The organism is Haladaptatus sp. HS23, from assembly GCF_056892285.1.
In genome coordinates this window covers 249,634-265,479 of record NZ_JBXGLH010000006.1, presented here as the reverse complement: position 1 = coordinate 265,479, position 15,846 = coordinate 249,634, and the positions used below count along the sequence as shown (strand labels likewise).

The window sequence follows — 15,846 nt, the reverse complement described above, 5'->3', positions numbered from 1 at the left end:
GCATGATCCGCCGCCAGGGTTCACCTGTGCTATCATCCTGTCGTGCGCCTGTGCTAAGAGTTATCAACCTGCGTGCCCAAAATATGTGGGTTCCAGGTGGACACAGTTACCTGGGATTGAGGTGAACCCAAACCATGTCTACAGACGTTGAGCAGCGCAACATGGAGCTCATGCAGACGCTGGACGACGCGTGGAACGAGCAGGACGTCGAGGTCTTCAGGGAGAGGCATAAGCCTGACGTGGTCGTGCATTGGCCTGGACAGCCAGAACCGACCGTAGGCATCGACGATCACACGGAGGAATCAAAGGAGTTCTGGCGGACGTTCCCCGACCAGAAACTCGACAACCGTCCCTATCGTGTGTTCTTCGCCTCTGGGGATTGGACGTGTTCAATCGCGCGCTTTCGTGGAACCATGAAGGGACCGATGATCACTCCCGATGAAACAGAAATCCCGCCGACTGGGAAGAGTTTTGACATTGAGTTTTGTACGGTTGCCCAGTGGGATGACGGGCAGATCGTCGAGGAAAATCTCATGTATGACCTCGTGACGTTCATGGAGCAGATCGGGCTAGAGATGTAATAAATATAGGATGACTATCTTTTCGACCTGCTGGCACAAGGAAGGCATCCGTACCTGCAGGCGTGAGTTGGGCATAGGGGACACTCCTGCACGGATTGCTCTATGGTTCCACCGGCGATGGCCGATTACCCTAGCTGGTCACGACTGATCTAGCACTACCAGAAATGGATTGAATACCCGATACCGAATCGCTGTAGTCACCCGCTCACGGGCCCGTCAGCGAACGGATAAACAGCTCGCCTCCTAGAATGTTTCTCGCGCGGTCGGCGGTTACCGCGGCCATCCCCCTCGAATCCGCAACCCTTGTCGAGAATCTGTTCTATCCGGTTGGCTTTCTCCTCATCGTGATGTGTGTTTGCGGACACACTATCTATCGTATAGCGAGGTCCGCTCCTGTGGCTTTCGCTTGGAGCGACGATTCCGGGGGTCTCGGCGCTGTAGGAGGTGAACCTCTTCGTCACCTGCTTCCGGATCAGTACATCGACAGCGGTGGTCAGCTCCTTCTAGTGATGATCGGAGAGCGATTACCTCTCTCTGGAGTGAAGACCCTCTGATCACAGTACTTTTCCAACCGAAATTACTGGGTAGTTCGGCCCCAAACGATCAACAACTGCGCTCATGCTCGAAGATACAACAGGAATTCATCACATCACGGGCATCGTTCGCGATGCCCAGCAGAACGTTGACTTCTACACGGGCGTTCTAGGGCTTCGTCTCGTCAAGCGGACCGTGAACTTCAACGAGAAGTTCACCCGCCATCTCTTCTACGGCGACGAAACTGGCTCTCCTGGCACGGTCTTGACGTTCTTTCCATATCCCGCCGAAGACGACGGCCGAATCGGGAAACCACAGATCACTACCGCCGCGCTCGTCGTTCCCCCCGACTCCATCGAGTACTGGATGAAACGACTCGCTGCCTATGACCTCTCTGTCGAGGGACCGTTCGAACGGTTCGACGAGACAGTCCTCCAGTTGTCCGACCCAGACGGTACGCAGCTTGAACTCGTTACCGGGGCGTCACCGTCCGATCCGTGGGATGGCGGGCCTGTTCCGGCACAACATACGATTCGCGGTATTCACAGTGTAACACTGCTTTCAACGAACGTCTTCGTCACTGCGAGCGTCCTCGATACGCTTGGTTTCGAGTTAATCGATCAGGAGGGTGATCGAGTTCGGTATCAGGCACCGGGCGATCAGGCGACCGTTATCGATCTTCTTGACCGAGACAGTGATTTCGGTCGGGAGGGAGCAGGCTCGCTCCACCACGTAGCACTACGAGTACCTAATAAAGATCAACTCTACGAGTGGCACGACCTCTTCCGAGAGCGTGGCTACGATGTTTCGCGGGTGAAAGATCGACACTTCTTCCACTCGCTGTATGTCCGTGAACCCGGCGGTATCCTATTCGAACTCGCGACGGAGCAGCCAGGTCTCATAGTTGAAGCCGACCTTGACGCGCTCGGACAGTCGTTGTTTCTCCCCCCATGGCTCGAAGAGGACCGTGAGATGATTGAAGGACAGCTCCAACCGCTTGACGTGCCCTCAAAGTCCGAGTTGAGCGGATAAGTGACCTATTCAGGCTCAAGACGAGAGACGGCCTACACCGGAAACAGCCACTCTGTACAGAGGATGCGCTGCCAGACACTGTAGAGAGGACCGGAATACTCCGTCACGCTCGCTTATCAAATGGCAGACGACGGGATTTCAACGGCTAGCTCTTTTAGATATGGACGCTCATCTATGGTGATTCCCAATCAAGAGATTCATCTCGGAGACAAGCTGTTGGGTTGGTGAATGGAGTGCGTTGACATCCTCATTGAGTTCGTCGTAGCCATCGTCAGCTTGCTGCCGAAGCTCGGAGAGTTGGCTGAAGAATCGACCATCTCACCGTTCAGCGTCCCCAACAGCAATGATTTCTGAACCAAACAAGGAGAGCACATCGCCGTGAGACATGGGCTCGAACCCGCGGTCATAGAGTGCTGCTTGAACCGAGTGGAAGGCAGCGAACAATACGACAAATCCGATCCCTCCCCAATACTATTAGTTAATTCAATCGGAGAAATTAAACACGCTTAATAGGCAAACGTCCCGTTGTATAGATATGACGTGGTCCAACCAAGAGTGGTGGCCAGATTTACTACGCCTAGATGTCCTTGACGATAACACTGCGGATACAAATCCGTACGGCAAGGACTTCAACTACGCCGAAGAGTTCCAGAAGCTCGACCTCGAGGAAGTGAAATCAGACATTAAAGATGTGATGACCGATTCACAGGAGTGGTGGCCCGCCGACTATGGTCACTACGGTCCATTGTTCATCCGGATGGCGTGGCACAGCGCTGGCACATACCGCACCAGCGACGGCCGCGCCGGTGCGTCCGGCGGCCTCCAGCGCCTCCCGCCAGAGAGTAGCTGGCCGGACAACGTCAATCTCGATAAAGCTCGTCGACTGCTCCAGCCGGTTAAACAGAAGTACGGCCGCAAGCTCTCGTGGGGCGACCTGATCGTCCTGACTGGGAACGTCGCCTTAGAGTCGATGGGCTTCGATACGGTTGGCTTCGCTGGTGGTCGCGAGGACGCGTTCAAGTCCAACGAGGTCGTCGAGTGGGGTCCCGAGACAGAGTGGGAGACGACCTCACCTGAACGCTTCGAGGACGACGAGGTAGGAAATCTTAAAGACCCGCTTGGGAACACTGTGATGGGACTCATTTACGTGAATCCCGAAGGACCGTACGGTGAACCGGACGTCGAAGGATCCGCGAAGAACATTCGCGAGGAATTCAGCCGCATGGCGATGAACGACGAAGAGACGGTCGCGCTCATTGCGGGCGGCCACACCTTCGGGAAGGTTCACGGGGCGGACGATCCCAACGAACATGTTGGCCCCGAGCCCGAGGCAGCACCTATGGAAGACCAGGGCCTTGGCTGGGCACAGGAGCACGGTGACAAGATCGGTGGTCTCGACGCCATTACGAGCGGTATCGAGGGTCCCTGGAACGCCACACCGACCCGATGGAACATGGAATACGTCAACAACTTACTAGAGCACGATTGGACCTCAGTCAAGGGCCCGGGTGGTGCCTGGCAATGGCGGCCGGTCGGCGATGAAGAGGTCGACTACGCGCCAGGAGCGCGGGAGCCATCGGAGACGGAACAGCCGATGATGCTGACGACGGACATCGCGCTTAAACACGATGACGATTACCGAGCGATCCTCGAGCGCTTCCAAAAGAATCCCGACGAGTTCCAGGAGGCGTTCGCGAAGGCATGGTACAAGCTTATCCATCGCGATATGGGACCGCCTGAACGGTTCCTCGGCCCGGAGGTCCCAGACGAGACATTCGCCTGGCAGGATCCAGTTCCTGATGCCGACTACGAGCTTATCGGTGACGAAGCGATTGCCGAACTCAAGGACGAAATTATTGCCTCGGACCTCTCGCGCTCCAAGCTGGTCAAGACTGCTTGGGCGTCGGCGTCGACGTACCGCGACAGCGATAAACGCGGTGGCGCGAACGGTGCGCGCATCCGCCTGGAACCCCAGCGAAGCTGGGAGGTGAACGAGCCCGAGGAACTGGAGATGACTCTGGAGACCCTAGAAGCGGTTCAGGATAAGTTCAATAGTTCGCAGGGCGACGTACACGTGTCGCTTGCCGACCTGATCGTACTTGGTGGTAACACAGCTATCGAACAAGCAGCTGCCGAAGCCGGCTACGATGTGGACGTGCCGTTCAAACCGGGTCGTACAGATGCCTCACAAGAGCAGACCGATGTTGAGTCCTTCGAGGTGCTTGAACCAAAGGTCGACGCATTTCGAAACTATCTTGGTGGCGAGTACAACGACCTCTACGACTCCCCGGAAGAGCGGATGGTCGACAAGGCGGACCTACTGAATCTGTCTGTTCCCGAGATGACGGTGCTCGTCGGTGGGATGCGCACGCTCGGCGCGACCTACGGGGACACTGACCGCGGTGTCTTCACTGATGACCCCAGCACTCTCTCGAACGACTTCTTCGTGAACCTGCTCGATATGGATTATGAGTGGGAATCAGTCGACGAAGATGGTGAAGTCTTTGAGGTCCGCGACCGCGACACCGATGAACTCCAATGGAAGGCCACCCGCCTTGATCTGATCTTCGGCTCGAACGCCCGACTTCGTGCCACTGCGGACGCCTACTTCGCTGACGACGCTGAGAGGAAGTTCATTGAGGACTTTGTCGACGCGTGGAATAAGGTGATGCAGCTCGATCGATTCGACCTCGAGTAACACGTCGGCATATAAAATCTAGTATTATACTCATCTAACTCCTCACTCGCCAACAGCACCCACTCACGCAATTTTTTCGAATCAACCACCACCACATACGACACGCTCTGACCAGGCGCACTAGCCAATCCCAAATCAGCCGCCCGCTCCAGTGCTGCCACACTCCGTGTCGATTGCGTGTAGTCCTCCCGCCTCTTCGAAACCGTGCTGGGATCGGTATGCAACTAGGCGTACTCGAAGAGTCGATCAAAGACTGCTTGGTCAGTCGATCGAAGTGCTTGGCGATACTCGTCCCATCCCGTCGTGAACCCCTCGCTCGAAACCGCTGTAAACAGTCGCCTGCCAAAGCCAAAGTGGGTATACAGAAGTTAGTAGAGTATACTAACTCACGACACGCTTAAAATCCCCAACAGTGAGCAACGATAATAACGAAAAGGGAGGTCAAGAACAGAAAGGTGTGGGATATGATACGAAGAAAAGCATAGGAAATACTGGAGTGTTGAGCAAGGCGGCACCCCTGAAACAAACGCAGAGTGCTCCCTATTCGATACGACAATCGGCATCCGTCACTGCCTCATTTGGCCCTAAGCAGTTGTGGACACACCCAATCTCGAGCGAAGAACTACTAATGGCTGGCTAGTGATGCGGATAGCGAGACAGCGGAGCAAAAACGGATACCAAACCTTTGCAATGTCGAGCAATACTTCACTCACGGTCTACACCGACGGATTTCGGGCATATGATCCACTTGGGGACAACGATGAGTTCAGCCGCGGGGATGTCGTCCACGGTGACGGGAAATATGTGGATGGAAACGTCCACGTGAACACCTGTGTGAGCCACATCGGGACATCTCGAAAGACAAGTTAACACAGTATCTCCGCGCCTTTCAGCTACGCCGCGAACTCTTCCGCAAACCTGGTCGAGACGCACTCAAACACGCTGTCAAAGTGACGCTCTGAAATCAACAATTTGCTGAACATGAGCGTAGAGAACTCCAACCGTGCCGAGCAGCACGATCGTTTTGCTCCAGTTGAGAAGACCAAGGCGTGGGTCCAGTAAGTACCCCAACGATCAACACAGAGATAATCTCAGGAAGTTCAAACTGTTCACCAAAAATAGCGCAACCAAAATGCACCTATCGTAATATCCAAATTAGAACTGGATCATTAAGCGGGACAGTAACTGAGGGAAATCCTGGTAGAACCACTGTTGTACGATTTCTTGTTAATTTCATAACTCACGAATTCCAGATGAGATTGCGGTAGTATTGGTTTAATGGGTGGCCATCATTCCAATTCCAATATTAAAAACTGCGGTTTGTTGTCTTTTTCCAAAGAAATAATCCGATGATAAACGCGGAAAAGAACGACACACTCATCATCGTCCATGCGATAACCGGAGCGGATTCTCGGATTTCCCACCCCATATAGAAAATAGTCATACTAGTACCCATTGTAAAACCAAAAAGTACAGGCCATATCCATTTTATGTGCCTAATTCTACTCATACTATTCGGTCTTCACAGAACGTTCCTTCTTAGGTATGCATCTTCTGGAACAGTACAATAATCACTATTGGCTGTTGTTCCTATAAGTGAGTTCTCGTGGTCTTCACTTGCGAATTTCTTTGTTGCAACTATTAAAACATACTCCGTTAATCACTGGGGGTGCGGTATCCTGTGATAGAACACGCACTCCCTTTGTTTCTAATCTCTTGGGGGCGTAATGCCACTGCTTTCGGTAAATTGTTTTCCGCTCAACGCCGCACCACTGAGCTAACTCAGCCTGCATTGCACCATTTTTGTAAGCTATTGCCGCCAACAGCTGCTCTATCGGCTTTTTCACGTCCACGACGTCGAACAATCGTTGATGAGGGAGACAATTAGGTGATTCGAGAGATGTCTACACTCACTCACAATCCAAACACGTTTTCTACCCAGTATGAAGTTATTTTCTGCTACCTAGTAATCGAAAGCGTACCTACCACGGTACTCTCGAATCAATTTATGACAGTTCATAATAGATCTCTTGGGGATTAATTGTCTCTTAAATCGTGCCCAACGTAGTTAATTGAGGTTTGTCGCTATTCTCAACGAGTATGATGTCCAAAACCAGACGAGAGATGGAGGGATGTTTCTACGTACCGGAAATCGGTGGCGCTTTCGATATCGAAAGCTAAGAAGAAATTATGACCAGCACGGAACTTGTCTGTTCTTCATGTGGTCAGACATTTACCGATCAGTGGCGATGTCAGTGCGGTGGCGTCCTCGACTTTATTGACCAATCGCTCCCGACGTCCTCGCGTCCAGATCCCGGTCAGTTTGATACTCGAGATGGACTTTGGTCGTTCGAGATGTTCCTTCCCGTTGAGCAAGGACCAACCCTTGGTGAAGGGATGACTCCACTTGTGACCGCACCAACGTGGGATGCCCAATACAAACTCGAATATATCTCGCCGACAGGAAGCTTTAAAGACCGAGGTGCAACCACCACGCTCAGTCACGCGATTATGTGTGGTGCAAATCGAGTCGTTGAAGACTCCTCCGGCAATGCTGGGGCCGCAATTGCAACGTATGCCGCTCAGGCTGGGCTGGATGCCGAAATCTTTGTTCCAGCATCGGTTAAAACGGCCAAACTTCGGGCAATTGAACGTGCGGGTGCCACCCCAGTTCGAATTAAAGGGGGTCGTCAAGCCGTAACTGACGCATGTATTGATACTGTTGAGTCTGGTGATGCGTGGTATGCAAGCCATTCATGGAGTCCAGCATTCTTCGCAGGAACTGCGACGTTTGCGTATGAAGTTGCGCTGCAGCGTGACTGGAACGTTCCTGATGCTATCGTAATGCCACTTGGGCACGGAACGTTGTTCCTAGGGGTGTATCGAGGTTTCAAGGCATTATATGAGGCTAGCTGGACTGATTCGATCCCGCGTCTTCTTGGTGCACAAGCGGCAGGCTATGCACCGATTGCAACTGAACTGCATTCTGTGCCTACAAGCGATAATGATGTTGCAGACGGGATTCAGATACGGGAGCCGACGCGAAAACAGCAACTGCTCGATGCGGTCGCCGAGACGAATGGTGATGCAATAGCAATTACAGAAGATGCAGTGCAAACTGAGTTAGATCGACTTCATGGAAACGGATTTTACGTGGAACCAACTTCGGCGATCGCTCCGGCGGCACTTAATGAATACCGTGATCGGGGAGTTCTTGAGCCAAATGCAGATGTCGTCATGCCGCTAACTGGGCATGGCTTGAAAATCTAAAGAAAATACAGCGAGAGTTCCACGGGTCAGGTGACCTGTGGGCGAATCACGTACGTTGATTCGTTCGTTCATGTGTTTTGGGTTTCGTCCATATACCGCTGTACTACGTCAGCCGAAACAACTCCCGTCGTTCCGACGTCGTAGCCATCTTTCCACGGACCACTCCCCACAGATACGCCTCTTTCAGCTCCGGATGTCTTTCAGTATCGTCTTTCCTGAGGGCCGCTTGAATTGCTTGGCGACTTCCGAATGACTGGAGGACGGGTCCACTTGCACGAACAAGTGAACGTGGTCCGGGGCAATTTCGAGGGAGAATAGCTCGTGACCAAGCCGTTTTGCGGTCTCGTGCAACATTTCTGTGAGTTCGACCTGTCGAAGACAATTCCCTGCATTCGGAACGTCATCAACGAGTTCGCGGACCTGATCGAGCGTGACTACCGTCGAGAACATCGTCACCTGCATGGAATAGATGGGTTTTGAGCCCTAGCATGTATCTCGTCTGCTTGGCGACCGGTGCCAGTTCTTTCAGCTTCCTGTATACTTTCTGCTAAGTTGACAGTGCCCAACCAAACTTGTTATGCTCACTACAACGACTGAGCTTGGTGATTTTAACTATGGGTGCATGAAATACTTCCGTCCTATTCTTCAATCTTACCTCACCACCGTTGCACCTGAGGAATACGTATAAACACTTTTCAGCCGTCATTCCCTGCATGACAGAGAGCCAACCGAACATCCTCTTCGTGATGAGCGATCAACATAGTTTCCGACATCTTGGTGTCCAAGATGCGAGCGAAGGCGGTGAGTCAGAATCCGTTCACACACCAGCACTTGATCGACTTGCAGAATCATCTACGAGATTCAACAATGCATACTGCGCCACACCGCTATGCACGCCCTCTCGACTTAGCATCCTGACTGGGAGAGAACAGATTCGAGCAGGGGCGTGGTCCAATTGGGCAGTGCTTCCGCCCGATCTCCCGACACTCCCTGGAACGCTGTCTGACGGGGGATACAATACCTGCCTAATGGGGAAAATGCATTTGGGTGGAACCCGCCAGTTTGTTGGATTCGATCACCGTCCCTATGGCGACCTCACCGGATTCATGGGACACCAGGGTGAACCGCCAAATCCACTCAAAGGAGCTCCAACAGATTGGAAAGCCCTCCTCACCGATGTTGGAGTCACAAACATTCCAGAGAGCCTTCTTCAGGAGCAGAATATTGTCCAGGAGTCACTTTCATTTTTACGTGAGCATCGTCACCAGAATCCAGATCAACCATGGTTCCTTTGTGCATCGTTCAGTCGGCCACATTGGCCTCGTACGGCACCTCGTCGGCATTTTGAGCGATATTGGCCGGATAACATCTCGCATCCAAAAGTTGTGGAAAATTCAGCTACGTACGATCATCCGGCTACACTCAGTATGGCCGAATTCACGAAGTCAAGAGACATCACTGAAGAGGAAATGCTTCGAGCAAGAGCTGCTTATTTTGCATGTGTTGATTATATCGATGAGATCCTCAATGGATTTCTTCATGAACTCGAACGAGATGGATTTCTTGATGACACGATCGTCGTTTACACAAGTGATCATGGCGAATTAGCCGGGGAACATGGCCTCTGGGACAAAATGACGTGGCATGAAGCGTCGTGTAAAGTGCCGCTGTTAATCCAGCTCCCAGAACACCGGTCTGGAGAACAGGATGCAACAAATTTCGACACACCAGTTAGTCTAATTGATCTCTACCCAACATTTTGTGGGTTCGGAGATATTGACGTGCCACCTGATTTGGACGGAGCTGATCTCTCTTCAAGTGTACGAACTGAATCTGAACCGGAGTCTCGACCGATTTTCGTAGATGGCTTTTTCTTTGGTGACGAAGCAAAATCGAACGAGGAGGAAACAGAGCGTGAAAAAGAAACCGTCGAAAGCAAGAAACGCTATGAATATCGAATGGTTCGAGATGGGTCTTACAAATATGTGAGATTTAGAGATGCTCCAGAATTGTTATTCGATTTGAGCAGTGATCCTCTGGAAACGCGGAATCTCGTAAATGACTCTGATGCAAGAGACGACGAGATCTTTGACCATCTCCAGTCGGTAGTGGATAAAACGCTCGACTTTGATGAAGTCGATACAATCCGCGAAGAGGACTCCGAACTTCTAGACGAGTATAAACTGGGAACATCACAAGGCGATCCAAATCAGTATCATTTCCCGGATGGACGAGTTATCGACGCTGATTCAGCGATTTACAATCCGCACGTAATTTGTCGATATCCGGAATTGATATATGATGATTATCACGAACAAGCCGAGGAGTTATAAAATCTCAGAAATTCATCCATGGCTCAAGACAATCCTGCCTGCTGCCCACCCTCTGATGAGGAGGAGACGCTGTCTGGGGGACACAAGGATAACAGTGCTACCAAAGCGCGCTTGTCAACAGTGCCCGCAACGCCAGATGACGACCGAACGTCGTCGATGGTTCGGCTAGAGGGAGGGACGTTCACGATGGGAACCGACTCTGATGTGGGATTCCCACAAGACGGTGAAGGGCCGTCACGCGAAGTGACTCTTGATCCTTTGTACGTCGACAAGTATGCTGTGACGAACGTCCACTTCCTCAAGTTTGTCCGCGAGACAGGTTATACGACCGACGCCGAGCGCTACGGTTGGTCGTTTGTCTTTGAAGACTTCATTGCCAACGAAGATCGCAAACACACCATGCAAAACGTCGCCACGGCGCCCTGGTGGGTTGCTGTCGAGGGCGCTACCTGGTTACGACCGTACGGACCAAGTTCGAGCATACTTGACGACCAAAATCTCCTCAAACACCCTGTAACACACGTTTCGTGGAACGACGCACAGGCGTATGCGAAGTGGGCGGGAAAGCGCCTGCCGACGGAGGCCGAGTGGGAGTACGCCGCTCGTGGTGGACTCGAAGATAAGCACTACCCGTGGGGTGACGATCTTACGCCTGATGGCGAGCACCGCTGTAATATCTGGCAGGGAGAATTCCCCGAGCTCAATACCGGTGTTGACGGCTATCACCGGACTGCACCCGTAAATGCATACGAACCAAATGGCTATGGCTTGTATAATATTTCGGGTAATGTCTGGGAGTGGTGTGCCGACTGGTTCAATTCCAACTATCACACTACCGATTCCTATGATTCGGAGAACCCAACTGGGCCAGATACCGGCCATCAGCGGGTGATGCGAGGTGGCTCACATCTGTGTCACCAGTCGTGGTGTAATCGCTACCGGGTTGCAGCTCGCTCGAAAAACACTCCCGATAGCTCGACAACGAATATCGGATTCCGGTGTGTCATTGACGCGACACCAGAGTGATCCTTTGAGGCTCGTCGCGAGTTTATCGAGTCAACAACGTCGAACGCCTCGATTGTGGGGACCATTGCGTCAGCCAAGAACCGTATATGTCTCATACTCGAATGAGTATCTATGCGATTCGTACATGTATCCATCCCAACAAAAAGCACACCGACGTCCTCAGGCTACTCGACGAGGAGAATATCGATTACGCCATCACTGACGAATCAGGCGAAAGTGACTACGATGCCATGGTTTCATTCCCACTTCCTCGGGATGCTGTCGAATCAACACTTGACTGTCTCCGCGATGTCGACGTTAGTGATGACGCGTGGACTGTCGTGCTTGACGCCCAAACTGTTGTTTCACATCGACTTGATCGGTCCAGCATGCGAGACACTGACCGGATTGAACGTCTCAGTGTAATCGTACGTGAGGAACTCCAGACAGCGGCTGAAGACCTTGCTCCCGAACGTTCCGAGGGCTGGTCGTACGTGGCGATGACTGTCATTAGCGCTGTTATTGCTGTTGTTGGTCTCCTTCAAAATTCGGCTGCCGTGGTAGTTGGATCGATGGTGATTGCCCCGCTGATCGGTCCTGCGATGGCTGCTGCTGTGGGCACGGTTACTGATAATAGTGCACTGACCACTCGCGGTGTTAGATTGCAGATTCTCGGGCTAGGGCTTGCGATCGTGAGTGCAGCAGCATTCGCAGCGGTTGCCCGATACGTCGGGTTAGTGCCACCAGGAACCGCTATCACACAAATCCCTGAAATTCGCAGTCGGCTGGCGCCGGACTTTCTCTCGCTTGCGGCCGCGCTCGGTGCGGGTGTTGCTGGTGCAATCAGTCTCACGACTGGCGCTGGTGCAGCACTCGTGGGCGTGATGATTGCAGTCGCGCTCATTCCGCCGGCCGCTACCGTTGGAATTGGTCTTGCGTGGAGACAACCACTGGTAAGCCTTGGCTCTGGGGTACTTGCGCTCGTAAATGTCCTCTCAATCAGCCTCGCCGCATTAATTGTTCTTTGGATTATCGGGTACCGACCACGCGATCCTCTCACCTGGGAAGCGGTTCGAGCCACCATGAAGCAACGGATTCGTATACTCGCCTTGGCTCTCGTCATACTCTCGGTGTTTCTTGGAGGAGTTACATATCTTTCATACCAGTCTACGCAGTTCGAACAACAGGTCGAAGACGAAGTTCACGACCTGCTCAACGAACAACCCTATCGTAACCTTGCACTATTGGATTTTACAGTCGGGTCGAGTCAGACGACGATCGCCTTCGATGAAGCTGGTCTTACCGCTGGTGAACCGATCCAAGTAGTAGTGAAGGTCGACAAACCTCCCGAAGCAAATTACCCTACGTTTGCCACGACACTTGATCGCCGGCTTACCCAGCGCACTGGACACGACGTAACCGTCGAAGTTCGGTTCGTCGACGCTGACCAAACTACCCCGTCGCGTTCATCGCGAACATCACCGGTTTTTGACAACCTCTCCGCGCTCAAGCGTGAGGATTCCTCTGTTGGGGGTTCGGCTACTGACCCACGGAGGCAACTTCGGGATTCATGCGCACTTCTATAGGATGTGAGGGTGTGGTTTCTCCGACCAGTTGTGGTCATCTCGCTCGAATCGCACGGGCTGTGTCATCAGCTTGACTCCCGTATCGCTGTTTCCCGAAAGAATGTCTCCAACGCTGCGAGGGCGGCGTCTTCCTCAAAACCATATAGACATGTTAGTGTATCTTCGTAACAAAACGTCTACGAGGAGAAACGGGCCTCCAATCTGCTATAGATGATTCGCACTTCGATACGAACCTAAGACATCCACTGTAGCGTACGTCTCTAGACACTGATGAGCCTTCTCGAACGCCTCGCTCTCCTGATCAGTTTCCGCCTCGATGTAGAAGTAATAGTCGCCGAGTTCGCGTTTCGTTGGCCGCGATTGAATGTATGAGAGGTTAATTTCATGCCCACTGAAACAGCCGAGAATGCTGTGGAGCAGGCCTGGACGATCTTCACTTGGGTCAAGTGTGAGTGACGTCTTGTCAACCTCTTTGTTCATCGGTCCGTTCAGGATCAAGAATCGGGTAGCGTTCGATTTCGTGTCCTGGACGCCTTCCCCGAGAACGTTTAGATTGTGAATGGTTCCAGCAAGCGCCGATGCGAGCGCGGCCTCGTTTGGTCCGACCTCGTTAGCTGCTTTCGCAGTTGAGGGTGCTTCAACAGTCACCCAGTCATGTTCTTGAATGAGCGATTCACACTGGGTAAGTGCCTGTGGGTGAGATCGAACTCGTTCGATCGCCTTGAGGTTACTCTCTCTAGAGAGCAGACAGTGGTTAATGTCGAGGATCTGCTCCCCTGTGATTGTCATGTCTCGCTCCCAAAGTAGGTCGATCATTCCTTCGACGCCGCCGCCGAGGGAGTTTTCGAAGGGGATGATTGCGGTCTCGATGTTTGAGTCAAAGATATCCGTGATCGTCGAATAGAAGATTGGTGTGTAGTCGTAGTCGGAAAAATATTCATCTGCTGCTTGCTGGGTATAAGTCCCTTCGGGACCGAGAAGTGCGACTTCCATTGTGGTCTACTCAATCCAAGACTGTAGACGCAAATATGTTCTTGGGATCACGCCCACTCCATCAATTCGCTATCTTAGAATTGATTGACGGATAGAATGATCTGACACATGCAAATTCGATTTGACTAGTATGCACATAACGTCCTGTTGAACGTCGGCCAACAGATTGTCCCCAGTGGAACTGCGTCGATTCTCTCAAAACTAATTTCGCTCCTGACAATCGGCTTTGCCAAGGTGTTCCTCCCCTAGGAGGCGTTCGGCATGAGTGAGTTGTTCGGTGTCGTCTTCGGATTTATTGAGCTGGCAGTGATTACGCAGTCAGATGTGTCATTTAACAGCAGTGGCCAGGGATGTTCTCGGAATTTTCGAGAGCGTCGAGATCGATCCCTCACTCTTCGACTCTTCGGCGATCACCTGCATAAGGGGTACTTGCTGACGGATTCAGTACTCGCCGCGATGTGGAGCACAATCTGTCCGTTGGTTCATTTCGTAGTGAGTTCTACCTCACCGCTGACTGCCCACGTGCCACCGTCGACTGCCATCTCGGAGCTTCTGCCGATGGCTGGGCGAGAGTCAAAAGAAACGACGTCGGTTAGCTCTCTTGCCCCCTCGATGAGCCCGCACTTACCACTAGAATTCTTGTTTCGTAACTATGACTAATCCGGAGCTTTGGACGGTTACCTCACACCCAGAGTACCAAAACTCAACACTCCCTGTTAGTGGTGCCTCATCTCTTGATGTCTGAAATAGCGAATTTAAGGCATCCGGGTCTATCGTCTCGTAGAGCGAGTCAAGTACCTCCTCTAATCTGTTAGCGTTTGCTGCAATCGTCTTGCGGTTCGTAAAATCCGCTACCGCATGAATCACTGCCTCGGACAAGGATTGGCCCTCCGTTGCGCGGTAGGTGTACTCCCCGTCAGCCATATCTCCTCTGTCAGTTTCACATTCCGTCATCATCTATTGCTTAGAGAGCGACGTCTGAGTCATCACGGGTTCACCCAATTCGGGATTTATATAGATGATTCCTGAGCCAGGGTATTACGTAGCAGTGCTTGCTGGCCCCGCCGGAGGCGTGACGACAGGGAGATGTCGATATATTGACTACCAAGTCGTCGACGCACTCTATGACCTTGGTATTGAGGTGGCGATGCTGACTGGTGATAGCGAAGGCGTGGCGACTGCAGTGGCCGACGAACTGGGTATCGATACGGTGTTCGCTGAAGTGCTCCCCGAAGAAAAGGACAAGAAAGTCCAGGAACTCCAGGAACAAGGAAAACTCGTCGGAATGGTGGGTGACGGCGTGAACGACGCGCCAGCGCTGGCGCGAGCCGATGTCGGTATCGCCATCGGCAGCGGCACCGATGTTGCCGTCCAATCGGCGGATGTCATCCTCGTCCAGAACAATCCGATGGATGTGGTTCGACTCGTGAAACTAAGCAAAGCGAGTTTCCGGAAGATGCAGGAGAATATCGTCTGGGCGGCTGGCTACAACGTGGTCGCGATTCCACTGGCTGCTGGTGTGCTCGCTCCGATCGGGATTCTACTGTCACCGGCTGTCGGTGCGCTCTTGATGTCGCTCAGTACAGTGATTGTCGCGATCAACGCACAATTGCTTCGGCGTGTGGATCTGTCACTCCCCGATCTATCGCCGCTCTCATCGCCGAGAGAACCCCAATCAGGATGAACAAAATCAATCGAATTTGGTGGGTAGAGCGAGTTGCACCCGGTCTATCGACGAAGTAAAGGAGACGTTCATATGTGGGCCCTCATAGAAGAAATTAACCCAAGAGTCACTGGAATGACGGGACGCAGTG

11 protein-coding genes and 4 pseudogenes are annotated in these 15,846 nt (G+C 52.5%); 10 read left to right on the top strand and 5 right to left on the bottom strand.

Features of this window, described 5'->3' with window-relative positions:
• The first annotated feature begins 134 nt into the window (after nucleotides 1-134).
• The 4 genes from AC1XDK_RS17700 (at nucleotide 135) to katG (ending at nucleotide 4,845) form a co-directional block, all read left to right on the top strand.
• Entirely contained in the window at nucleotides 135-581 is a 447-nt protein-coding gene (locus AC1XDK_RS17700; protein ID WP_483351286.1) for an ester cyclase, read from the top strand.
• 618 nt (nucleotides 582-1,199) lie between these two features.
• A complete protein-coding gene (locus tag AC1XDK_RS17695; RefSeq protein WP_483351285.1) occupies nucleotides 1,200-2,147 on the top strand; it encodes a ring-cleaving dioxygenase in 948 nt (315 codons plus the stop codon).
• A 228-nt stretch (nucleotides 2,148-2,375) separates the two neighbouring features.
• Nucleotides 2,376-2,501, top strand: a complete 126-nt coding sequence (locus AC1XDK_RS17690) for a hypothetical protein (protein WP_483351284.1) — start codon at nucleotides 2,376-2,378, stop codon at nucleotides 2,499-2,501.
• Nucleotides 2,502-2,682: 181 nt separating this feature from the next.
• Nucleotides 2,683-4,845: a catalase/peroxidase HPI gene (gene katG / locus AC1XDK_RS17685; RefSeq protein WP_483351283.1), complete on the top strand. Its 2,163-nt coding sequence runs from the start codon at nucleotides 2,683-2,685 to the stop codon at nucleotides 4,843-4,845.
• Between the two features lie 224 nt (nucleotides 4,846-5,069).
• Here the strand turns inward: katG and AC1XDK_RS17680 are convergent, their stop codons facing one another.
• Nucleotides 5,070-5,180, bottom strand: a complete 111-nt coding sequence (locus AC1XDK_RS17680; protein WP_483351367.1) for a DUF8156 family protein — start codon at nucleotides 5,178-5,180, stop codon at nucleotides 5,070-5,072.
• 370 nt (nucleotides 5,181-5,550) lie between these two features.
• Between AC1XDK_RS17680 and AC1XDK_RS17675 the strand changes: the two are divergent.
• Together AC1XDK_RS17675 and AC1XDK_RS17670 are read left to right on the top strand one after the other, a co-directional pair.
• A pseudogene (locus tag AC1XDK_RS17675) lies at nucleotides 5,551-5,807 on the top strand (IS1595 family transposase); the annotation flags it as partial.
• Nucleotides 5,808-7,035: 1,228 nt separating this feature from the next.
• On the top strand, nucleotides 7,036-8,115 hold the full coding sequence (locus tag AC1XDK_RS17670; RefSeq protein WP_483351282.1) for a pyridoxal-phosphate dependent enzyme: 1,080 nt from the start codon (nucleotides 7,036-7,038) through the stop codon (nucleotides 8,113-8,115).
• 68 nt (nucleotides 8,116-8,183) lie between these two features.
• On the opposite strand, the pseudogene tnpA reads toward AC1XDK_RS17670, so the two are convergent.
• A pseudogene (tnpA, locus tag AC1XDK_RS17665) lies at nucleotides 8,184-8,481 on the bottom strand (IS200/IS605 family transposase); the annotation flags it as partial.
• A 347-nt stretch (nucleotides 8,482-8,828) separates the two neighbouring features.
• Here tnpA and AC1XDK_RS17660 point away from each other — a divergent pair.
• The 3 genes from AC1XDK_RS17660 to AC1XDK_RS17650 all read left to right on the top strand — a co-directional run bounded on the left by AC1XDK_RS17660 (nucleotide 8,829) and on the right by AC1XDK_RS17650 (nucleotide 13,039).
• Entirely contained in the window at nucleotides 8,829-10,448 is a 1,620-nt protein-coding gene (locus AC1XDK_RS17660) for a sulfatase family protein (protein ID WP_483351281.1), read from the top strand.
• Between the two features lie 18 nt (nucleotides 10,449-10,466).
• Entirely contained in the window at nucleotides 10,467-11,474 is a 1,008-nt protein-coding gene (locus AC1XDK_RS17655) for a formylglycine-generating enzyme family protein (RefSeq protein ID WP_483351280.1), read from the top strand.
• A 101-nt stretch (nucleotides 11,475-11,575) separates the two neighbouring features.
• A complete protein-coding gene (locus tag AC1XDK_RS17650) occupies nucleotides 11,576-13,039 on the top strand; it encodes a TIGR00341 family protein (RefSeq protein WP_483351279.1) in 1,464 nt (487 codons plus the stop codon).
• On the opposite strand, the pseudogene AC1XDK_RS17645 reads toward AC1XDK_RS17650, so the two are convergent.
• The 3 genes and pseudogenes from AC1XDK_RS17645 to AC1XDK_RS17635 all read right to left on the bottom strand — a co-directional run.
• A pseudogene (locus AC1XDK_RS17645) lies at nucleotides 12,993-13,215 on the bottom strand (IS200/IS605 family transposon protein TnpB); the annotation flags it as partial. The gene AC1XDK_RS17650 and the pseudogene AC1XDK_RS17645 overlap by 47 nt on opposite strands.
• Nucleotides 13,216-13,243: 28 nt before the next feature.
• Entirely contained in the window at nucleotides 13,244-14,032 is a 789-nt protein-coding gene (gene pheA, locus AC1XDK_RS17640) for a prephenate dehydratase (RefSeq protein ID WP_483351278.1), read from the bottom strand.
• Between the two features lie 630 nt (nucleotides 14,033-14,662).
• Nucleotides 14,663-14,956 carry a HalOD1 output domain-containing protein gene (locus AC1XDK_RS17635; RefSeq protein ID WP_483351277.1) on the bottom strand — a complete coding sequence of 98 codons (294 nt, stop codon included), beginning with the start codon at nucleotides 14,954-14,956 and terminating at the stop codon, nucleotides 14,663-14,665.
• A gap of 178 nt (nucleotides 14,957-15,134) precedes the next feature.
• Here AC1XDK_RS17635 and AC1XDK_RS17630 point away from each other — a divergent pair.
• A pseudogene (locus AC1XDK_RS17630) lies at nucleotides 15,135-15,716 on the top strand (HAD-IC family P-type ATPase); the annotation flags it as partial.
• Between the last annotated feature and the right edge of the window lie 130 nt (nucleotides 15,717-15,846).

Bases quoted from the DNA above. Each gene is read 5' to 3' on its own strand.
- AC1XDK_RS17700 (WP_483351286.1), top strand. From the start codon at position 135: ATGTCTACAGACGTTGAGCAGCGCAACATGGAGCTCATGCAGACGCTG.
- AC1XDK_RS17695 (WP_483351285.1), top strand. From the start codon at position 1,200: ATGCTCGAAGATACAACAGGAATTCATCACATCACGGGCATCGTTCGC.
- AC1XDK_RS17690 (WP_483351284.1), top strand. From the start codon at position 2,376: ATGGAGTGCGTTGACATCCTCATTGAGTTCGTCGTAGCCATCGTCAGC.
- katG (WP_483351283.1), top strand. From the start codon at position 2,683: ATGACGTGGTCCAACCAAGAGTGGTGGCCAGATTTACTACGCCTAGAT.
- AC1XDK_RS17670 (WP_483351282.1), top strand. From the start codon at position 7,036: ATGACCAGCACGGAACTTGTCTGTTCTTCATGTGGTCAGACATTTACC.
- AC1XDK_RS17660 (WP_483351281.1), top strand. From the start codon at position 8,829: ATGACAGAGAGCCAACCGAACATCCTCTTCGTGATGAGCGATCAACAT.
- AC1XDK_RS17655 (WP_483351280.1), top strand. From the start codon at position 10,467: ATGGCTCAAGACAATCCTGCCTGCTGCCCACCCTCTGATGAGGAGGAG.
- AC1XDK_RS17650 (WP_483351279.1), top strand. From the start codon at position 11,576: ATGAGTATCTATGCGATTCGTACATGTATCCATCCCAACAAAAAGCAC.
- pheA (WP_483351278.1), bottom strand. From the start codon at position 14,032: ATGGAAGTCGCACTTCTCGGTCCCGAAGGGACTTATACCCAGCAAGCA.
- AC1XDK_RS17635 (WP_483351277.1), bottom strand. From the start codon at position 14,956: ATGGCTGACGGGGAGTACACCTACCGCGCAACGGAGGGCCAATCCTTG.